Origin of the sequence: Nocardia xishanensis NBRC 101358, assembly GCF_001613365.1 — a bacterium.
GTDB lineage: Bacteria > Actinomycetota > Actinomycetes > Mycobacteriales > Mycobacteriaceae > Nocardia > Nocardia xishanensis.
In genome coordinates, this window is sequence record NZ_BDCF01000005.1 from 127,088 (window position 1) to 146,038 (window position 18,951).

The window sequence follows — 18,951 nt, forward strand, 5'->3', positions numbered from 1 at the left end:
GATGCCCTCACTCGGAGCCGACATGGTGGAAGGCACGTTGCTGCACTGGCTCGTGCATCCCGGCGATGTCGTGCACAAAGGAGACATCGTCGCGGAGGTGGACACCACGAAGGCGGCGATCGAGGTCGAATGCTTCGATGACGGTGTCGTGGGGTCGATCCTGGTGCCGGAAGGGAAAACCGTGCGGGTGGGCACTCCGCTGGCGACGATCGAACCGGCGGAATCCGTTCGCGGTGCACCGGTTTCCGGTCCGGACGGTGTGCGACGGATCGGTCTTTCCGCCACGCCGCTGATTCAGCGACTGGCGCAGGATGCGGGCATCGATCTGGCGACTCTGCACGGGTCGGGACCCGGTGGGAGGATCGTGCGCGCGGATGTGGAGAACGCCATCTCCACCGGTCTGGGCGCGCCGCCGCGATCCGCACCTGTCGCCGCGGGTTTCGCCGAGGGAGTGCCCTCGGGTGATCGAACAGCGCGTCAGGAGGGGGTCGGCACACCTCCGAGCGTCCAACGGCCCTCGCCACGAACTGCTGTGGCCCGCGCTTCCGGCTATGCGCGTCGGTTGGCGCTCGAGTCGGGAGTCGAGCTGGCGGATGTCTCGGGCAGCGGTCCGGATGGCGCGGTGCGCGCCGGCGATGTGCGAATGGCCGGCGTCGTCCCTGCCGCGGCGGAACCCGCGCCCGGCCAGACCGCTGACGCGGAGGAGTCCGCGCCGGGGCAGACCGCTGCTTGGGCACAGGAGAGCGGTGCCCAAGCGCCGCCGCGTGATCCGGCCGCGGTGCGCAAGGTGATCGCGGCGGCCATGACCAGATCGAAACGGACGGTGCCGCACTACTACCTGTCCAGCACCGTCGACATGGACGCCGCGCAGCGCTGGCTGGACGCGACGAACAGGCGCGTACCTGTGAGCGCGCGCATCCTGCCGTCCGCTCTGGTGCTGTGCGCTACAGCGCGCGCGGCGCGGAGGGTGCGAGCGCTGAACGGGCACTGGGTCGACGACGAGTTCCATCCGGCATCCGCTGTGCATCTCGGGGTCGTGGTGTCGCTGCGCGGCGGCGGCATCATGGTGCCGACGATCCCGGATGCCGATGCGCTCGCTCCCCCCGCCATGATGGACGCGATGCGCGAGGTCGTCGGCAGAGCCCGCTCCGCCCGGCTACGCTCCGCGGACACCGTTCCCGCGACCATCACGGTGACGAACCTGGGTGAGCTCGGGGTGGATTCGGTATTCGGCGTCATCGCCGCGCCGCAGGTCGCGATAGTCGGTTTCGGGGCCGTCACCGCCCGCCCGTGCGCGGTGGACGGCATGCTGGGCGTGCGGCCCCAGCTGACCGCCACGCTCTCGGCGGACCATCGCGCCAGCGACGGCGCGATCGGTGCGCGTTTCCTCAACACGGTCGCCGAGCTTCTTCAGCATCCAGAGGAGTTGTGAGACATGACGCCCCGAACCATGCCGCGTGAGAAGGCGGAAGACGCCGTGCGTGAAGCGCTGCGCGGATTCGCCACCGAGGCCGACATCCTGGCCCTCGGACAGGACGAACCTTTGCGCAGCACACTGGAACTCGACTCGATCGACTTCCTCACCTTCGTGGAACGGCTCTCCGCCGCCAGCAGCCGGATAGAGGAGAGCGACTACCCACGGCTTTCGACGATTCGCTCCTGCGTCGACTTCCTCACCGGCAGCCGCTGAACGTTTGTCGAGGCCCCAGCGGACGCGTATCCGGCGGGCACGACCGGCATTGGCCGAGTTGCCCAGGTACAGGCGGAGGTCAGGGGATCACTGAGTCCCGGCGGCGGATTCGGTCATCTCGAGGATCTCGCCGAGCGGGCGGCGCGGAGTCGCGGGCGCGTTCTCCTCGGACTCGGGTGCGATACCGACGCGAACAAGAACCTGCGGTCGGCTGGAGCTCGCGGTCAGCTCGCCGACCATGGCACGGCTGTGCGGCACCTCTATGAGATGTGTCAGCGGACATGTGGCATACCCGGCGAGTGTGCATTCCAGAAGTACCGTGGACAGCACCTCACCGCAGCGCACCAATTCGTCGGGAGTGTCGCCGTCGGTGGACAGCACGAGAATCATCGACTGGTCGGCGGCAACCTCGCTGCGTCGCGACGCCGCGGTCGCATCGGGGAAGCGGCGGCCGACGGTCACTCGTTGCCGCTCTTCCTGGGACGGCAGGGCCTGTTCGGGCACACCGGTATCGGCGATGGTGTGCCCGGTCCACCATCGCAGTTCGGCGTGGTAGTCGGCGTCGTAGCGGCGCAGCGACGCGGTCATCTCCGATGCTCGCGCCAGAGTGGGGCGGCTGTCGTCGCCCAGGATGTAGAGGGAGGCGTCGGACGGATCGAAGGTGGATCGCAGGACGTATTCGAAATCCGGCCAGCCGGTCGGCGCCAGAAACGGAAGCCGGTCGGTGTGCCGCCGCAGGATGGCGTCGGCGCGCTCGCGGTCGCCGTCGGTGACCATCCGGGCTGGTTCGAAGGTGATGTCAGCCAGATGCTCACGGCGGTTCGGATCGGGAAAACGGGCGACGCGGATGCGCCATCCCGCGGCGGCCAGGGCGGCACGGAGATGACCGAGGGCAATACCGCAGCTGATCAGCATCTGTCTGCCGGAGGTGTCCGTCGCCGCGAGCATGCGTTCGGGTACCGCGAACAGACGCAATGTCGCGCCGTCGAATGTCCAGTGCCAGGGCTGGCTGTTGTGCAGTGACGGCGCCCGGCCGGCGAGCAGGACGGCCTTCTCGATGATTTCTCCGGTCGGTAGGTGGCCCATATCGTCACGGTAGGGATCGGTTGGCCGCTCCGGAGGAGTCCTTGGTCCCGGATCGCACAGCAGGTGGTCCCCGGGTTGAAGAGCCAGCGCGGGACCATCGGCCTCTGGACGGAAGTCATCGGCCGGTCCAATCTGGATGTGTGGACAAGGGTGCACCGCTGCCGCAGATCGATGCGCGCCGCCACGACGCGGTGATCTTCGACATGGACGGGGTGGTGACCGACAGTGCTTCGATCCACGCCGCGGCCTGGACGGAACTGTTCGACGCGTTCCTGGATCACCGTCCCGCCGGCGCCGGGCAAGACCGTTCACCGTTCACCGAGACCGACTATCTGCGTTTCGTGGACGGCAAACCCCGATACCAAGGTGTCGCGGACTTTCTCGCCGCCCGCGGGATCACATTGCCATGGGGGAATTCCTCCGATCCGGAAACGGCCGAGACCGTCTGCGGGCTCGGCAACCGGAAGGATCGTCTCTTTCGCGAGCGGCTGACCCGCGACGGCGTGCGGGTGTTCGAATCGACGGTCTCGCTGGTCAGGCGGCTCGATGCCGCTGGGATAGGCACCGGCGTGTTCACCGCCAGCCGCCACTGCGCGGAATTGCTCGCGGCCGCGGGAATCGGTGACCTGTTCACCGTTCGGGTGGACGGGATCGAGGCCGAAAAGCTCGGTATGCCAGGCAAACCCGATCCGGCGGTGCTGCTCGAAACCGCCCGCAGGCTGGACGCCGCACCCGATCGCACGGTTGTCGTCGAGGACGCGGAGGCGGGCGTCGCCGCGGGCCGCGCCGGAGGGTTCGCGCTGGTGATCGGCGTCGATCGGCACGAAAGCGCCGACCGGCTTTCGTCGCGCGGCGCGGATATCGTCGTCGGCGATCTCGCCGAGGTCCGGCTGCGGGAAGGCTTCCGGCGGATGTCGGAGCTGCCCGACGCCATCGAGCGCTGGACTTCCATCACGGGTCGGCTCGGCATCGAAAAGCCGGCGGTGTTACTGGATTTCGATGGCACCTTGGCCGAGATCGTCACCGATCCGGCGGCCGCGAAGTCCGTCGACGGCGTGGCGGCGGTGCTGGCGGAGCTCGCTGCACTGTGCCCGGTCGCGGTCGTCAGCGGACGCGATCTGACCGACCTGCGCGACCGCGTCGGTGTCGACGGAATCTGGTACGCGGGCAGCCACGGCTTCGACCTGATGGCCCCTGATGGCGCCCGGCACGTGCACGACGCCGTGCCGGGCGCCGAACAGCAGCTGGCTCGGGCAGCCGATGAACTGCGGAGGCGGCTGGGGGATGTCGCGGGTGCGCTGGTCGAGCACAAGCGTTTCGCGGTGGCTGTCCACCATCGCAATGTCGCCGCAGGCGAGGTCGCCAGGGTGGTCGCCGCCGTGCACGACGTCGGCCACGAGGCCGGTTTACGCGTGACGTCCGGCAGGCGCGTCACCGAATTGCGACCGGATGTCGATTGGGACAAGGGCGCCGCCCTGCGCTGGATACTCCGGCATGTCGACCTACGGGTGCTGCCGATCTACCTCGGCGACGACCTGACCGACGAGGACGCCTTCGACGCCGTCGAATCCGATGGCATCGGGATCGTAGTGCGTCACTCCGAGACCGGCGACCGGCACACCGCGGCAGGATTCGCGGTCAGCGGGCCGCGCGAGGTTCGCGAGTTCCTCCAGCGACTGGCGGAGTCGTTGCGCGCCGAGGTCGAGGCCGCGCCGGAGTCGTGGACGCTCACATTCGACGATTACGACCCCCCGCGCGAGAAGCTCCGCGAGTCGCTGTGCACGGTCGGCAACGGCTATTTCGCCACGCGGGGCGCGGCGCCGGAATCGGCAGCCGGGGCGGTCCACTATCCGGGCACGTACATCGCCGGGCTGTACAACCGGCTCGCCGACGAGATCGACGGACATGCGGTCGACAACGAAAGCCTGGTGAATCTGCCGAACTGGCTGCCGGTCACCTTCCGAATCGGCGACGGAGACTGGTTCGATCTCGACGCCGCCGAACTGGTGTCGTATCGGCAGCAATTCGACATGCGTCGCGCGGAACTCGTACGGCAGTTCCGGGTCCGCGACGCGGAAGGTCGAGTCACCGCCGTGCGGCAGCGCCGCTTCGCCGCCATGCACCGGCCCCATCTGGGCGCGTTGGAGACGACGGTCACGGCCGAGAACTGGTCGGGTGCCGTGACCATCCGCTCGGCGATCGATGGCAACGTGCGCAACAGTCTGGTCGAGCGCTATCGCGCCTTGTCCGATACGCACCTGACGACCGAGCGGGCGGTGGCGCTGTCCGACGATTCGGTACTGCTGACGGTGCGCACCAACGCGTCCGACATTTCGGTGGCGATGGCCATGCGCAGCATTCTGCGGCGTGCCGAGCAACCGGTCCAGGCTCCGCGGAAACTGGTCGACCGAGACGGACTGGTCGGACACGACTTCACCGTCGAGATGGCCGAGGGCCAGTCGGTGACCTTGGAGAAGATCGTCACCATCTTCTCCGGGCTCGATCACGCGAGCGCGGGCGCCGAGCAGGAGGCCGCCCGCTGGCTCGAGACCACCCGCGGCTACCCGGAGCTGTTCGAGGGACACGCCGCCGCATGGGAACACCTGTGGGCACGGCTGCGGATCGACCTCGAAGGCAGTGCCAAGGCGGCGCGGATCGTGCGCCTGCATCTGCTGCATCTGATGCAGACGCTGTCGCCCAACTCCACCGATCTCGACGTAGGCGTCCCAGCGCGCGGACTGCACGGCGAGGCCTATCGCGGACACGTGTTCTGGGACGAGCTGTTCCTACTCCCAGTGCTGAATCCACGCTTCCCCGACGTCACCCGGTCGCTGCTGCGCTACCGCTATCGCCGCCTGCCCGAAGCTCGCCGGGCCGCCGCGGAGGCCGGGCTGTCCGGGGCGATGTTCCCGTGGCAGTCCGGCAGCGACGGCCGCGAGGAGAGTCAGCGGCTGCACCTGAATCCGCTGTCGGGCCGGTGGAATCCCGATCCCAGCCGGCGCGCGCACCACATCGGAATCGCGATCGCCTACAACGTCTGGCAGTACTACCAGGCAACCGGCGACCTCGAGTTCCTTGTCGCATGCGGCGCCGAGCTGCTGGTGGATATCGCCCGCTTCTGGTCGAGCCTGGCGAGCTACGACGCGGCGCGCGGCCGCTACACCATTCGCGGCGTCATCGGCCCCGACGAGTTCCATTCCGGATACCCGGCCGCGCCCGACGCGGGAATCGACAACAACGCCTACACCAATGTGATGGCGGCCTGGGTGATCCTGCGGGCAGTCGACGCGCTCGCCGTCCTGGCTCCACGCGAACGGTCGGAACTCCTGGAGAAGCTCGCCGTGCTGCCATCGGAGCCGCGGCACTGGGAGGAGGTCGCCGCGCGCATGTACGTGCCGTTCCACGACGGGGTCATCAGCCAGTTCGAGGGCTACGAGCGTTTGGCCGAATTGGATTGGGATCACTACCGTCGTCGCTACGGCGACATCCAGCGGCTGGACCGGATTCTCGAGGCGGAGGGCGACGACGTCAACCGCTACCAGGCGGGGAAACAAGCCGACGTGCTGATGCTGTTCTACCTGCTCTCGGCCGACGAACTGCGGGAACTGCTGGGTCGGCTCGGATACGAACTGCCGGGAGAGATGATTCCGCGCACCATCGACTACTACCTGTCGCGCACCTCGCACGGCTCGACGCTGAGCGGGGTGGTGCACGCGTGGGTGCTGGCCAGGGCGAACCGGGACCGCGCCGTCGAGTTCTTCGACCTCGTACTCGAATCCGACGTGGCCGACATCCAGGGCGGCACCACCGCGGAGGGGATTCACCTCGGCGCGATGGCCGGCAGTCTCGACCTGCTGCAGCGCTGCTTCACCGGGCTGGAGATCCGCCGAGATCGCCTCATCTTTTGCCCGAGCTGGCCCGAATCATTGGGCGCGCTGACTTTCCCGATGATCTATCGCGGCCACCGGCTCACCGTTCGAGTCAGCGGCGAAGGCGTCGAGATCAGCTCCGATCCCGGCCCGTCGCCGCCGATCGAGATCGTCTGCCGGGACCAGGTCGCGCGACTGACGCCTGGCGGCACGGTGCGGCTGGCGTTCTAGACACCTGGATCGGCGGGATGACTCAGCGACCGCTGTCAGACGGGAACAATAGCGATCTCTCGCAGCACCCCTGCGCTACGCATGGTGGTCGATGCGGTCGAGTTCGGTGAATGCCATTCGGCAAGCCCAGGCGCGGGCTCTGTCCAGCTCGCCCTCGGACAGTGGACCGGTTGTGTCGTCGACGAGGAAATCCGCAGGTTGATCGGCGAGCGAATAACCCAGGTGCCGCAGCCGTTTTCCGATGCCGCTTGCGGCGGAGCCCGGCAACCAGGGCGGTTTGGCGATCTTGGTACCGAACGCCAAGGCGCGGTGGCCCGCCGCGACCGGCAGCGCGGCTTCGAGCCATTCCCGTATGCCGAGGTCGATCGCGATCGGCGCGTCGGTGAGCTTGGCGGCGTCGCGGCGCGTCCTCGGACGGCTGAGCCCGAAGGCGTGGGTGGGTCCGCCGACTACGAGCAGATTGACCGTCGGCGCGGGCACTTCGCCCGCGGTCACCACGTTCACCACTTCCACTTCGGCATGTTCGCGCAACCCCTGCGCGATGGCTTCGGCGACCTTCGCGGTGTTGCCGAACATCGACTCGTAGACAACTCGTGCACGCATGGCGGCTCCTCTGCGCTGTGCACTGTGGAACCCGGAGTAGCGATGACATTACCGACTTGTCGGCGCCGCCCGTCGCAATTCCCGAACAACGGCTTCGGCCGCGAGCGGGACGGCGGCCGCAACCGGCTCGGACAGGCCGACACCTGGATCGAGGCACGCCACGTCCACGGCGATGACGACGAGACTGCCGGGCAGTCGGCCGAGAGCCCGGCCGAGTGGCAACGCGTCCTGGATACCGAGACTGTGCGAAGAGGCGGCGCCGGGCCGCGGCAGCACGTCGACGCCGGTGCTACGAACCCGTCCGGCAACCGCTGGTTCGGAGCGTATGGCGTCGACCACGACGGCTAGCTGCACGCCGGTCCAGATTTCGAGCAGGCTCGTGGGTTCGCCATCCGACACCGTGACAAAAACCCCTGGGATGCCGAGGTTCACGAGCCGTCGCGCGACGGCCGGGCCGACCCCATCGTCACCGCGGTATTCGTTGCCGACGCCGATGACCACGGCCCATGGCTCGCTCATGCCTGCGCCTCGCTGGCGCTCGGCTCCGGCATGCGCGATGCGCGCTGGTACATGATTCGCTCGCTGCGCTCGCTCATGCCTGCGCCTCGCTGGCGCTCGGCTCCGGCATGCGCGATGCGCGCTGGTACATGATTCGCTCGCTCATCGGCGCACCACGTCCACGTCCAGGAAGTGCGCCGAGCAGGAGATGCACGGGTCGTAGTTCCGGATCGCGCGTTCGCACACCGCGGCCAGCGCGGCGTCGTCCAGGTCGAGATTGCCCGCGACGACGCGCCGCAGATCGTCCTCCATCACCGCCTGGTTCTGCGATGTCGGCGGGATGATCGTGGCCGAGCGCACGATGCCGTGATCGTCGATCTCGTACCGGTGGTAGAGCAGTCCGCGAGGCGCTTCGCTCACGCCGTGGCCGACGCCGGGGCGTGGTTCGACTGGAACCGCTGGGCGGGAGGGGCGTTCGTAGCGGTCGATGAGAGCGAGCGCCTCCTCGATGGCGTAGACGACCTCGACCGCTCGTACCAGGATGCTGCGGTACGGGTTGCGGCATTCGGCGCCGAGGCCGATCTCGTCCGCGACCTGTCGCGCGATCGGTGACAGCCGATGGTGATTCAGCGTGTACCGCGCCAGCGGCCCGGTGAGATATCGCGCACCGTCGAGCAACGCGTGCAAGGCGGTGGAGTGCGGAACCTGGTGTTCTCGTACGTGGCTGGTGAAATCGGCTGCGGCGAAACGAAGTCCGGTGCTGGTGTGCACCTCGCCGTTGTCGATCGCGTATCGGTCGGGATCGGTCGCGGTCAGCAGTTCACACTCGAGTTCCACTTCGGGGAACTCGAATCCCGCGGCCCGGCGTGCGGTGTTCACCGCGTAATCCCGCGCACGGAGCAGTAGTTCGGTCAGGGCGGCGAATTCGGTGCGCTCGGGAACTGAGTAGAAGCCGCCGAGCCGCACGTTGACGGGATGGATGGCGCGGCCGCCGAGGAATTCGAGCAGCGCGTTGCCCGCCTTCTTCGTCGCCAATCCCTGCTCGACGAGCTCGCGGTGGTCGGCGGCGAGCGCGATCGCGTCCGGGTAGCCGAGGAAGTCCGGAGTGTGCAGCAGGTGAATATGCAAGGAATGACTGGAAATCCATTCACCGCAGTACATCAGCCTGCGCAGGTCGGCCAGCGGTCGGTCCAGCTCCACGCCGCAGATTTGCTCGAGTGCGTTGCAGGCGCTGGTCTGGTAGGCCACCGGACAGATTCCGCAGATTCGGGAGGTGATATCCGGCGGTTCGGTGTAGGCGCGGCCGCGGAGAAACGCCTCGAAGAATCGCGGTGGCTCGTAGATGTTCAACTCCGCGCTTTCGACGGACCCGTCCGCGACGACAACGCGCAGCGCGCCCTCGCCTTCGACGCGGGCCAGCGCGCCGACTCGCAGTTGCCTACGCCGACTCATCGCCGCTCCTGTTCGCGAAACCCGGCGCTGCCGCGGCGTAGGTGGCGAAAACACGGTCTATGTCGTCGGTGTCCATGCCGTTGACGCGCAGGATGGGAAGCAGCGCATGGATATTGGGGTTCGCCATCGGGCCGAAGCAACCGAAGCACCCGCGGTGATACGCTGGGCACAGGGCGCCGCATCCCGCCTGCGTGACCGGACCCAGGCAGGGGATCCCCTCGGCGACCATCACACAGGTGGTGCCGCGGCGTTTGCACTCGGTGCAGACGCTCGTATTCGGGATATCGGGCGCGCGGCCCGCCAGGAACGCGCCCAGGGTGTCGAGCAGCTGGCGCCGGTCGATCGGGCAACCGCGCAGCTCGAAGTCCACCGGAACGTGTGCCGAAATAGGGGTGGAAGTGTCCAAGGTGGCGATGTACTCCGGGCTGGCGTACACCACCGACGTGAACTCGGTGACGTCGGCGAAATTGCGCAGCGCCTGGATGCCGCCGTGGGTGGCGCAAGCTCCGATCGCCACCAGAATCCTCGACTGCTCGCGGATCTCGATGATCCGTCGCCGCTCTTCCTCGGTCGTGACCGAGCCCTCGACCAGTGAAACGTCGTAGGGGCCGGATTCCGTGGCGCTGGAAGCTTCCGTGAAGTGGGTGATGCGCACCTGGCCCGCGAGGGTGAGCAGTTCGTCCTCGCAGTCGAGCAAGGTGAGCTGGCAACCATCGCAGGAAGTGAACTTCCATACCGCGAGCGTCGGTGTCTTCGTCATAGTTCTCGCACCGCCAATAGTGGTCCGGCTGTCGCGTAGTCGACGATGGGTCCGTCCCGGCACAGCAGTAGCGTGCCCAGCTGACAGTGACCACATCGCCCGACACCGCACTTCATGTTGCGCTCCAGCGACACTTGAATGTCGCTGGCGGGAATCCTTTTGCGTAACAAAGCTTGTGCACACAAGCGCAACATGGGCTCCGGGCCGCAGAGCAGTGCGGTGGTCCGGCCGGGCTCCACGGTCAGGTGAGCCAGCGGCTCGCTGACGAAACCGACTCGACCCCTCCAGTCCGCTGCGGGATGGTCGACAGTCCGATGGAGTTCGATCGCACCGGCCGCGGACCACAGCTCCTGGTCGTGGCGGAACAGCATGTCCGCCGGAGTGCGGGCTCCGCTGATCAGCACGATCCGCCGGTAGTCGGCGCGGGCCGCCAGCGCGGCGAGCACAGCCGGTCGCAACGGCGCCAATCCGACGCCTCCGCCGACGATGACGAGGTCTCCTCCGGCAGCGGACGCCAGATCCCATCCGGTGCCGAAAGGCCCGCGGACACCGATAAGGCCGCCGACATCGGTATCGTGCAGTGCCGCGCTGACCGCCCCGACCGCCCGGACCGTGTGTTCGAGAACGCCGTCATCGGCGGCGGGATTCCCGCTGATCGAGATCGCGATCTCGCCCACCCCGAAGCTGTAGAGCATCATGAACTGCCCAGCCCGAAACCGTTGCGCCGCGTCCCTTGTCGGCGCTAAGCGCAGGGTCACGGTGTCGGAGGTCTGCACGGCGCGGTCGATGACACGGTAGGGCAGCATCGTGTCTCCGTACGGCGCCGGGCGGGCCCGGATGTCTACGCTCATCGGTCACCTCGCTCGGCCGTGATACGGGACAGACCGGCGGTTTCCGCGGGGTTGCGGTAGAGGTCGAGCAGCCGGGCCCTGGTGGCCTGGAGCCGATCCAGCAGCGCCTCGAACAGCATCAAGGTCAGTGCTAGGGCGAATCGCGGATCTCGGTCGGCGAGTTCGGCCAGTGTCCGCGCATCGAACTCGATGGCCTCGACCGGTTCGGCGGTCACCGCGCCGAAATGCCATCGGTAGGGCGGCACCAGCCATGACCAGCCGAGCACGTCGCCGCCCTCGAGGGTCTGGAGGACGACGCCGCCGCGTCCCGGCACCTGCGCGTCCAGCAGTATCCGGCCGCGCCGGATCAGCCAGCATCGGTCGGCGGGCAAGCCTTCCCCGATCACCCGGTGCCCCGCGGGGAAGGCGACATCACGGCCGGCGCGGGCCAGCGTGCGCAACTGTTCTTCGCTCAGCGCCGCCAGCCGCCCGAACGCGGACAGTTCGTCACCGGTCGGCATCGTCGGTTTCCTCGGCCAGTTCGGCGAGCCGGGCCACCTCCGCGGTCAAGTCGATCTCGGCCGGGCACCAGGCGATGCACCGTCCGCAGCCGACGCACCCGGAGCTACCGAATTGGTCGTACCAGGTGCTGAGTTTGTGGCTGATCCACTGCCGGTAGCGGCTTTCGCCGGATTGCCGCACGCTGCCGCCGTGCAGGTAGGAGAAGTCCAGTTCGAAGCACGACGACCAGTGCTCCCAGCGCTCGGCGTGGTCGCCGGTCAGATCGGTGACGTCCTCGGTGGTGGTGCAGAAACAGGTGGGGCACACCATGGTGCAATTTCCGCAGGTGAAGCACCGGCCCGCGACATCCTCCCAGTGCGGGGACTCCCGCGAGTCGCGAAGCAGAGCGCGGATGTCCACCTCGGGCATCGTGCGGCCCATCCGTCCGGCCGCCGCGTTCACCTCCGCGCGGGCGTCCGTGACCTCCGCCGGGTCCGCCGGACGAGCGGTGAGCTCGGCAAGGATCTGCGCGCCGTCCGCGCTGCCCACGTCGACGAGGAACCGGTGTCCCTGCGCGTCGATGCGTTCGGTGAGCGCGAGATCGTATCCGGCCGAGACGCCGGGGCCGGTGCCCATCGACGCGCAGAAGCACACGCCGCCCGGCTCTGTGCAGTTCACGGCGACGACGAAGAGATCTTTGCGGCGGGCGGTGAACGAAGCATCCGCGTACTCCCCGCCGCCGAGCACTCGCCCGAGGATCGCGATCGAGGTGAGGTCGCAGCCGCGGACGCCGAGAAACGCGGAGCGAACCGGAGTGTCCGCGACGGGCTCCATCTCGAGATCCGGCCCGAATCGCGAGATCTTGCGACGTGGGGGATGCAAGAACTGCTTCCAGGATCCTGGACCGGCCGAGTGCGCGAACACCGCCTCGTCGTCGCGGCGACGCAGCCGATACCGGCCGGGTGCGGTCTCCACGCCCCATCCGGCGGGCAGTCGCGCACCGCAGTCCAGTTCGTCCAGGACGATCGCGCCATCGCGCACCTGCGGACCGATGACGCGATACCCCTGCTCACGCAGCACGTCCACCAGACGATCCAGACCAGCGCGATCGATCACGACGGTGTCATCGGACATTGTCGACGCCTCTGTTCGGTCGGGTATAGCCGTCCGCTATCGAGTCTTGTTCGGTAGGCGTTCCACTGGGAGGGACAAAGGTCCCGAATCCCGATGGCCGACGGCATCGGTCCTGGCAGGCGGACTCGGGGCAAGATCCGCCCGGCTCGCTGGTTCCGGCGTGGTCAGCTTTCGCGGTAACAGAAACGGCGTGCCGAGAAGCAGAATCCCGGCCAGGCCAATGGCCGCGCGCGGCCCAGCGACTTGTGCCAGGAGACCCCACGACATGGTGAGCACGGCGGTGCTGGTGCCGGTAGTGATCGACCATGCGGTGAGCACGCGAGCATGGCGGTCCGCATCGATGTTGTTCAACCGATAAGCGGCGAAGACGGGATTGAAAACGCTCGCGCAGAGGATCAACCCGAACTCCGTGGCCATCACGATCACGAGCCCGGCCACGCCGGGTTGGATGAATACCAGCCCGAGAGGCCAGCAGGCGCGGAGTGTGCCGAACATCCGCAGCACCGTCGGTTCGCCGTAGTGGGCGGCGACGTGGCGGGCGAGCCGGGACCCGATCAGGCCGCCGACGCACGCTACAGCGAAGGCCAGACCGTACTGCCAGACCGGAAATCGCAAGTGGGAGAGCATCATCACCGACAAGAGCGGTTCTGTCGCCATGATCAGCCCGTTGACCAGGACGGTGTTGAAGAAGAGCCGGCGCAGTGTGCGGTGGGCGAGGATGTATCGCCATCCCTCGGCGATGTCGCTCCACCGGCGCGTGGAGGTCGTGCGCGGGGTCGGCGGTTGTTCGGGTTGCCTGATCGCCGCGATGCCGAGCGCCGATAACAGATAGCTCGTCGCGTCGATGACGATGGTGGTCACCGGCCCCAGCAGCCCGATGGCGGCGCCGCCGACGGGCGGGCCGACGACCGTGGCCGACCAGGTCGTGGACTCGAACCGGCTGGTGGCCACCAGCAGCCCGTCGGCGGGGACGATGGTCCTGAGGTAGGCGCCGCTCGCGACGGTGAACGCGATCTTCGCCGCCGCGGTGACGGTGGCGACCAGCAAGAGTTGCGCGAAGGACAAGGCGCCGAGCCAGTAGGCGAGCGGTATCGACGCCAACGCCGCGAATCGGACCGCGTCCGTGGCGATCATGACCGGCCGTTTGGCGCGAAACTCCAGCCACGGCCCGAGCGGGATCGCGAGCAGCGCGCCCATCGCGAGCCCGGCTGACGACAGGGCCGCCACTTCCGCCGAACCGGCGCCCGAGACCGTGATGGCAACGACGGAGAACGCCCCGAACCCGATCCCGGTCCCGTAGGCGCTGACCGCGTAGGCGGCCCACAACCACCCGAAGGCCTCGCCGAGTTTCGGTCTCCGCCGGATATTCACCACTCGCTTCGCTCCGCTTCACGCCCAGTCGGACAACGCCTTGTCGCCTGGGAGATCGAAGCCGGTCGATGGGCGTCGGCACCAACAACGGATCGAGCGGCGCGCCACAACTCGTCGTTGTGGGAGTAGGTTCTCGCCTCGTGGATCTCGATGCGGTTCGTACCTTCGTCGCTGTCGCCGAATCCGGCCAATTCCAGGCCGCGGCAGACGATTTGGGCATCACCCAGCAAGGAGCCTCGCGGCGAGTGGCGACGCTGGAGCGAGAACTCGGTGTGCAGCTGTTCGCGCGGACCGCCCGGGGTGCGCGGCTCACTGTCGACGGGCAAGCGTTGCTGCCCCGCGCGCGTGCGCTGCTCCGCGCGGCCGAACGCGTCACGGCGGCGGTGACGCCGGGACGGAGGGCCCTTCGCATCGATGTCGTCGCCCGCAGGATCGCGCCATCCACCGTGCTCTACGACTTCTACCGGCAACACCCCGGCATCGAGCTCGATGTCGTCACCCTTGACCACGCCGATGCCGCGTCGGCGCTGGCCGAGATCGGCGCGGGCACCCTCGATGCCACCTTCAGATCGCTACGCGGCCTCGACCTTCCGAACGAACTGCGCTCCTCGCGAGTGATCGACGACCGGCACGAACTGCTGGTCGGCCCGCGACATCCGTTGGCGAACGCCGAAACCGTGGCAATGGCCGAACTCGCCGATCACCGTATCTGGATGCCCGGCATGACCGACCCCGAGCCGATCGGCTACTACAACGATCTGGCGAGGGCGTTCGGTCTCACCATCGACACGATCGGCCCGAGCTTCGGCGCCGAAGCGCTGCTCGCCGAGATCGCCGACTCGAATCAGCTCGCCACCTTCGTCGGCGAAGGCTCCCGATACCTCTGGCCGGAAAGCTACGACCTGCGCCGAATCCCAGTCGTCGACCCGACCCCGGTCTATCCGCTGTCGATGATCTGGCGAGCGGACAATCCGCACCCCGTCCTTGCGAACTTGCTCGCGTACCTCCGGACCAGGTACCAGGCGACATGCACCGATGACGTGTGGACCCCCGACTGGGCGCGCTGAGACGGGAGACTCGAGAATACGAAAAGCCGAGCCCGAGAACAGGACTCGGCTCTTTCAGCCGATCAGCTGGACGGTGCGCTCACCACGTCGGCGGAGTTCGCGGCGTCGTCGGCGGAAGTCACGGTGCAGGCGCCGTGACGAGTGAAGGGTTCGGCGAGCTGAGCCAAGTAGGCGACGGGGTAGTCGGGCTTGGCCGCCATCCCGAGGTCCGCGCTGCTGAACTCGCGGGCGGGATCGTAGCTGTAGGTGCGCAGCAGGTGATCCCAGACCAGAGTGAACAACCCGAAGTTGACATCGCCGATGCCTGTCCACTTCAAGTGGTGGAAGCGGTGGCCTTCGTTCAGCGCCAGAACGTATTTCAACGGGCCGACGCGGTAGTCGGCGTTGGAGTGCTGCAACAACAACTGCACCGCGACCGCCAGCGACAACGCCGACGCGACCGGCACCGAGATCCCGGCCAGCAACAGCGGGGCGACGCCCGCGATCATCTCGAGGGTCTGGTGCAGCGGGTGTTTCATCAGGCCGTTGAGACCGTAGAAGCGGGTAACGCTGTGGTGCACCGCGTGGAACCGCCACAGCACCCCGATCTTGTGACTGGCGTAGTGCGTCACAGTGGTCCCGAAATCGGCGACCACGATCGCGATCAGCACCTGAACGACGAATGGCCACCTGCTGGGCCAGATCCCGTCACCGGGGACGAGCGCGGCCAACGCCGGAATGGCGGCGACACTGGCGAGGATGAGCGTTTCGTTGACGAAGGTATGCGCGGCATCGCGACCGACGTCGCCGTAAGAGCTGTTCTAGACGCTCCGATACGGCAGCACGCGTTCTGCGGCGAACGACAACGCGATAGCGGTGACCAGCAGAGCCAGCAGCCAGGCTTTGCCGTATCCGCTCGCGGCCAAAACGATTCCGGCGCCATTGACGCCCAGCAGCATGACTGGCGCGTAGCCGTAGCGGACGAGGGATCGAGCGATGGTTGACATGAGTTCAGCGTCGCCGTCGCACCGACGTGGAGGCTTGTAGAAATCAGCTGAGCCGCGCCACGGGCGAAGCCCGCCAGCCGGTCGCGACGAGCGCTTCGGTGGGGGTGATGCCGAACAGGTCGCGGCAGGTTTTGGTCAAGTGAGCGCTGTCGGTGAACCCCGCGGCGTGCGCGGCGTCGGTCAGCGAGCCGCCCGCCCGCACGGTGCCGATCGCCAGGTGCAGACGGGTCCACCGTCGCCACGCCGCGTACGGCAACCCCACCTGCTCGGTGAACAGGTGCGACAGGCGGCTCGGCGACATCGCGACAGCGGCCGCGAGCTCGCCCAGCGACGGTGGCCCGGCCGCGGAAGACGCGGCCACGCGCAGCGCCTCGGCCACCACGGGGTGCGGGGGCCGAGACGGCGGCCGTGTCACCGAATTATGTTGCGGCACTATGGCTGTGGTCCGAGGGATGGCGGCCGTGATCCAGCTCGTGACGTGATCGGCTGGCAGGTCACGCAGTCGAGTGAGTGCGGCGTGGCCGACGGTGCTGGCGGAGTCGAGGTAGGCGATGAAGCCTTTGGTGGCCGGGTCGGCGCGCACCTCGTGACGCACCCCGGGCGGGATGATCGCCAACTCGGCGGCGGCGGCGCGCCCAGCGGCGTCGACCACGGTCACCTCGCCCGCGGTGACGAGCAAGATTTGCACGGCGGCATGCGAATGGGCCGCGGTGTCGCCGATATCGCCGGTGAAGGCCATCAGGCCGGGGGTGAACACGACCCCACCGAGCCAGCGCGGCGTGGTCACCGCGCTGTGCTCTCGGCGGGCAGTCGAAGTGCGGTGAGGGCGGCGCTGATCGCTGCGCGAGCGAAAAACAACGACGACATCGCGTGAGTGTAGGCGGCCCGGCCGCATCCGGCGGCATCGAAGCGTACGGACGAGTTCAGGTCAGCGCGGTCCGGGGAGCGTCGACAACGCGAAAGTGGCGTAGAGCGCCGCCGCAATCGGTGCTGGTCACTCGGGTGTGTGTGGCTGCGGTTCGGTCGGGATCAGAACGCGGGCTTGCGCGAGCCTGCGCAGGCGCTCGTGCTCGAGCCAGAACACCGCGACGCTGGCGATGAAGCACAACGCGGTGACGGCGGCGCCGATCGCGACCCAGCCGGTGAATCCGGATCCCGCCGTGGTGATCGTGGATGCCAGGCCCACCACTCCGGCCATGAATAGCACGATGCCGGGCACGTTGTATATGTCGGCGAGGCTGTCTCCCGGCCTGGCGTGGTAAGGCTGATCGGATGTGTTGTCGCTCACGGTGCTTCCCCTAACGTCGGTGTAGAGCGGGCGGCGGCTGGGAGGTGCCGCGGCCCTTCATCACCATGCCCGTCCGGGGAGGCCCGCGTGCAGAGTCGTTGGTCCCGGTGCGGCCGGACCAAGGTCGACTCTGCCCCGCGGCGATCGGCCCGTCGTCAGTGCGCGTGGATCGCCGGACGGTGCTGGTCCCAGGGGAACTGCCGTTCGAGATCCGCGGCGAGGCCGAGCAGTGTGGCCTCGTCGCCGTAGGATGCGACGAATTGCACACCGATCGGCCAGCCTTCGGCCGAACGAGCCAGGGGCAGCGAGATCGCCGGATTGCCAGTGGCATTGAACAGGGCGGTGAAAGGCGCGAAGTCGAAGATCTTGCGGTACCACTCGTGCGCGGTCAAGGTCGCGTCGTCGGCGTCGAGGTGACCCAGCGGCAGATTCGGGCTGGCGGTGGTCGGAGTGAGGTAGAGGTCGTACTCGGTGAGGAGCCGGGCGACTTCACGGCGCGCGATATTGAACGTCTCCTCGACGACATACAGGTCCGCCGCGGTCCTGGTGGCGCCGTAGGCGACGCAGGCGCGGGTGGTGGCCTCGAGATGGTCGGTCCCGGGATCGATGCCCAGCGCCGTCGCCGCGGTGGTGACGGTGTGGGCGAGGAAGCTGCACCAGGCGTCGAGATTGGCGTGATGGAAGGCCTCGGCGTCGATGCGGGGAGCGGCCTCCTCCACGTGATGGCCCATCGACGCCAACTGTTCGGCGACCCGGTGGACCGCTTCGGCGCAGGCGGGATCGGCCTGGGAGGTATCCGCCGCGACGGCGATGCGCAAGGTGCGCGACGGTGCCGTGATCAGTGCGCGGTAGCTCGCCGGCTCGGCGGGAAACAGGTACTTGTCGCCGGGTTCGCTGCCGTGCACGGCGTCGAGCAACGCCGCGCAGTCGCGGACGGTGCGGGTGACGGCGAACTCCGCGCCCATGCCGAGCAGCGGATCGGCGTAGTCGGGTCCGGCGGAGACGCGGCCGCGGCTCGGCTTGAGCCCGACCAGCCCGCACGCGGCGGCCGGGATGCGGATGGAGCCGCCGCCGTCGTTGGCATGCGCCAGCGGCAACGCTCCGGCGGCGACCAATGCCGCGGCGCCGCCGCTGGATCCGCCCGCGGTGCGGGTCGTGTCCCACGGGTTGCGCGTCGGTGCGCCGTAGGCGACGGCTTCGGTCGTGGCGTTGAAGCCGAGTTCGGGGGAGGTGGTCACCGCCATCGTCGCCAGGCCTGCCCGGCGGAAGCGGGTCATCAACGCCGTGTCGTCGGCGTGGGTCACGCCGGGGCCGAACAACCGGCTGCCGTTGCGCTGGGGAACACCTGCCGCGTGAATGATCAGGTCCTTGATCGCGAAGGGCACCCCGGCGAACGGGCCGGACGCGTCGTAGGCCAGCGGGCGCTCGAACACCTCGCCCGCGACCGCGCCGAGCTCGGGGTCGACCTGCGCGATCGCGGCGGCGGCCGCGTCCTGCACCTCGGCGGCGCTGACCTGGCCCTGGCGAATCAGCGCGGCGAGCTCTGTGGCGTCCCGCCCGGCGTAATCGGCGACATCCATCGGTA

At 68.2% G+C, this 18,951-nt stretch carries 16 protein-coding genes and 1 pseudogene; 4 read left to right on the forward strand and 13 right to left on the reverse strand.

Going from position 1 to position 18,951, the window contains the following annotated elements; genetic code table 11:
* Window position 1 precedes the first annotated feature (1 nt).
* Entirely contained in the window at window positions 2–1,432 is a 1,431-nt protein-coding gene (locus NX1_RS05940; protein WP_245668347.1) for a dihydrolipoamide acetyltransferase family protein, read from the forward strand.
* 3 nt (window positions 1,433–1,435) lie between these two features.
* Entirely contained in the window at window positions 1,436–1,690 is a 255-nt protein-coding gene (locus NX1_RS05945; protein ID WP_084501061.1) for a phosphopantetheine-binding protein, read from the forward strand.
* An 87-nt stretch (window positions 1,691–1,777) separates the two neighbouring features.
* Here NX1_RS05945 and NX1_RS05950 read toward each other — a convergent pair whose 3' ends face one another.
* Entirely contained in the window at window positions 1,778–2,776 is a 999-nt protein-coding gene (locus NX1_RS05950; protein WP_068054992.1) for an Acg family FMN-binding oxidoreductase, read from the reverse strand.
* A gap of 140 nt (window positions 2,777–2,916) precedes the next feature.
* On the opposite strand from NX1_RS05950, the gene otsB reads away from it, so the two are divergent.
* On the forward strand, window positions 2,917–6,876 hold the full coding sequence (otsB, locus tag NX1_RS05955) for a trehalose-phosphatase (protein WP_281216020.1): 3,960 nt from the start codon (window positions 2,917–2,919) through the stop codon (window positions 6,874–6,876).
* Between the two features lie 75 nt (window positions 6,877–6,951).
* Here otsB and NX1_RS05960 read toward each other — a convergent pair whose 3' ends face one another.
* From NX1_RS05960 to NX1_RS05995, 8 genes are all read right to left on the reverse strand, one after another.
* Entirely contained in the window at window positions 6,952–7,479 is a 528-nt protein-coding gene (locus NX1_RS05960; RefSeq protein WP_068054995.1) for a flavodoxin family protein, read from the reverse strand.
* A gap of 48 nt (window positions 7,480–7,527) precedes the next feature.
* Window positions 7,528–7,998 (reverse strand): hydrogenase maturation protease, encoded by a 471-nt coding sequence (locus NX1_RS05965; RefSeq protein WP_068055002.1) that lies wholly within the window; start codon window positions 7,996–7,998, stop codon window positions 7,528–7,530.
* 141 nt (window positions 7,999–8,139) lie between these two features.
* Window positions 8,140–9,429, reverse strand: a complete 1,290-nt coding sequence (locus tag NX1_RS05970) for a Ni/Fe hydrogenase subunit alpha (RefSeq protein WP_068055005.1) — start codon at window positions 9,427–9,429, stop codon at window positions 8,140–8,142.
* Entirely contained in the window at window positions 9,416–10,189 is a 774-nt protein-coding gene (locus tag NX1_RS05975) for an NADH-quinone oxidoreductase subunit B family protein (RefSeq protein ID WP_068055008.1), read from the reverse strand. Before NX1_RS05975 ends, NX1_RS05970 begins: the two co-directional genes overlap by 14 nt.
* A complete protein-coding gene (locus tag NX1_RS05980; RefSeq protein WP_084501063.1) occupies window positions 10,186–11,040 on the reverse strand; it encodes an FAD/NAD(P)-binding protein in 855 nt (284 codons plus the stop codon). The genes NX1_RS05975 and NX1_RS05980 overlap by 4 nt, the downstream gene beginning before the upstream one ends.
* Entirely contained in the window at window positions 11,037–11,540 is a 504-nt protein-coding gene (locus NX1_RS05985; protein WP_068055011.1) for a Crp/Fnr family transcriptional regulator, read from the reverse strand. The genes NX1_RS05980 and NX1_RS05985 overlap by 4 nt, the downstream gene beginning before the upstream one ends.
* Window positions 11,527–12,654: a 4Fe-4S dicluster domain-containing protein gene (locus tag NX1_RS05990; RefSeq protein ID WP_068055013.1), complete on the reverse strand. Its 1,128-nt coding sequence runs from the start codon at window positions 12,652–12,654 to the stop codon at window positions 11,527–11,529. Before NX1_RS05990 ends, NX1_RS05985 begins: the two co-directional genes overlap by 14 nt.
* 36 nt (window positions 12,655–12,690) lie before the next feature.
* Window positions 12,691–14,028: an MFS transporter gene (locus NX1_RS05995; RefSeq protein WP_245668348.1), complete on the reverse strand. Its 1,338-nt coding sequence runs from the start codon at window positions 14,026–14,028 to the stop codon at window positions 12,691–12,693.
* A gap of 137 nt (window positions 14,029–14,165) precedes the next feature.
* Here NX1_RS05995 and NX1_RS06000 point away from each other — a divergent pair, with 137 nt between their 5' ends.
* Window positions 14,166–15,092, forward strand: a complete 927-nt coding sequence (locus NX1_RS06000) for a LysR family transcriptional regulator (protein ID WP_068055263.1) — start codon at window positions 14,166–14,168, stop codon at window positions 15,090–15,092.
* 62 nt (window positions 15,093–15,154) lie between these two features.
* Here NX1_RS06000 and NX1_RS06005 read toward each other — a convergent pair.
* The 4 genes and pseudogenes from NX1_RS06005 to NX1_RS06020 form a co-directional block, all read right to left on the reverse strand.
* Window positions 15,155–16,078, reverse strand: a pseudogene (locus NX1_RS06005) (sterol desaturase family protein).
* A 43-nt stretch (window positions 16,079–16,121) separates the two neighbouring features.
* A complete protein-coding gene (locus NX1_RS06010; RefSeq protein WP_068055015.1) occupies window positions 16,122–16,865 on the reverse strand; it encodes a helix-turn-helix domain-containing protein in 744 nt (247 codons plus the stop codon).
* Between the two features lie 207 nt (window positions 16,866–17,072).
* On the reverse strand, window positions 17,073–17,366 hold the full coding sequence (locus NX1_RS06015; RefSeq protein ID WP_068055018.1) for a hypothetical protein: 294 nt from the start codon (window positions 17,364–17,366) through the stop codon (window positions 17,073–17,075).
* A 155-nt stretch (window positions 17,367–17,521) separates the two neighbouring features.
* The gene (locus NX1_RS06020; protein WP_068055022.1) at window positions 17,522–18,946 is read right to left on the reverse strand and encodes an amidase; all 1,425 of its coding nucleotides are present in this window, start codon (window positions 18,944–18,946) and stop codon (window positions 17,522–17,524) included.
* Window positions 18,947–18,951: the final 5 nt, after the last annotated feature.

Coding starts and splice junctions, on each gene's coding strand:
- NX1_RS05940 (WP_245668347.1), top strand. CDS start 2: ATGCCCTCACTCGGAGCCGACATGGTGGAAGGCACGTTGCTGCACTGG.
- NX1_RS05945 (WP_084501061.1), top strand. CDS start 1,436: ATGACGCCCCGAACCATGCCGCGTGAGAAGGCGGAAGACGCCGTGCGT.
- NX1_RS05950 (WP_068054992.1), bottom strand. CDS start 2,776: ATGGGCCACCTACCGACCGGAGAAATCATCGAGAAGGCCGTCCTGCTC.
- NX1_RS05960 (WP_068054995.1), bottom strand. CDS start 7,479: ATGCGTGCACGAGTTGTCTACGAGTCGATGTTCGGCAACACCGCGAAG.
- NX1_RS05965 (WP_068055002.1), bottom strand. CDS start 7,998: ATGAGCGAGCCATGGGCCGTGGTCATCGGCGTCGGCAACGAATACCGC.
- NX1_RS05970 (WP_068055005.1), bottom strand. CDS start 9,429: ATGAGTCGGCGTAGGCAACTGCGAGTCGGCGCGCTGGCCCGCGTCGAA.
- NX1_RS05975 (WP_068055008.1), bottom strand. CDS start 10,189: ATGACGAAGACACCGACGCTCGCGGTATGGAAGTTCACTTCCTGCGAT.
- NX1_RS05980 (WP_084501063.1), bottom strand. CDS start 11,040: ATGAGCGTAGACATCCGGGCCCGCCCGGCGCCGTACGGAGACACGATG.
- NX1_RS05985 (WP_068055011.1), bottom strand. CDS start 11,540: ATGCCGACCGGTGACGAACTGTCCGCGTTCGGGCGGCTGGCGGCGCTG.
- NX1_RS05990 (WP_068055013.1), bottom strand. CDS start 12,654: ATGTCCGATGACACCGTCGTGATCGATCGCGCTGGTCTGGATCGTCTG.
- NX1_RS06020 (WP_068055022.1), bottom strand. CDS start 18,946: ATGGATGTCGCCGATTACGCCGGGCGGGACGCCACAGAGCTCGCCGCG.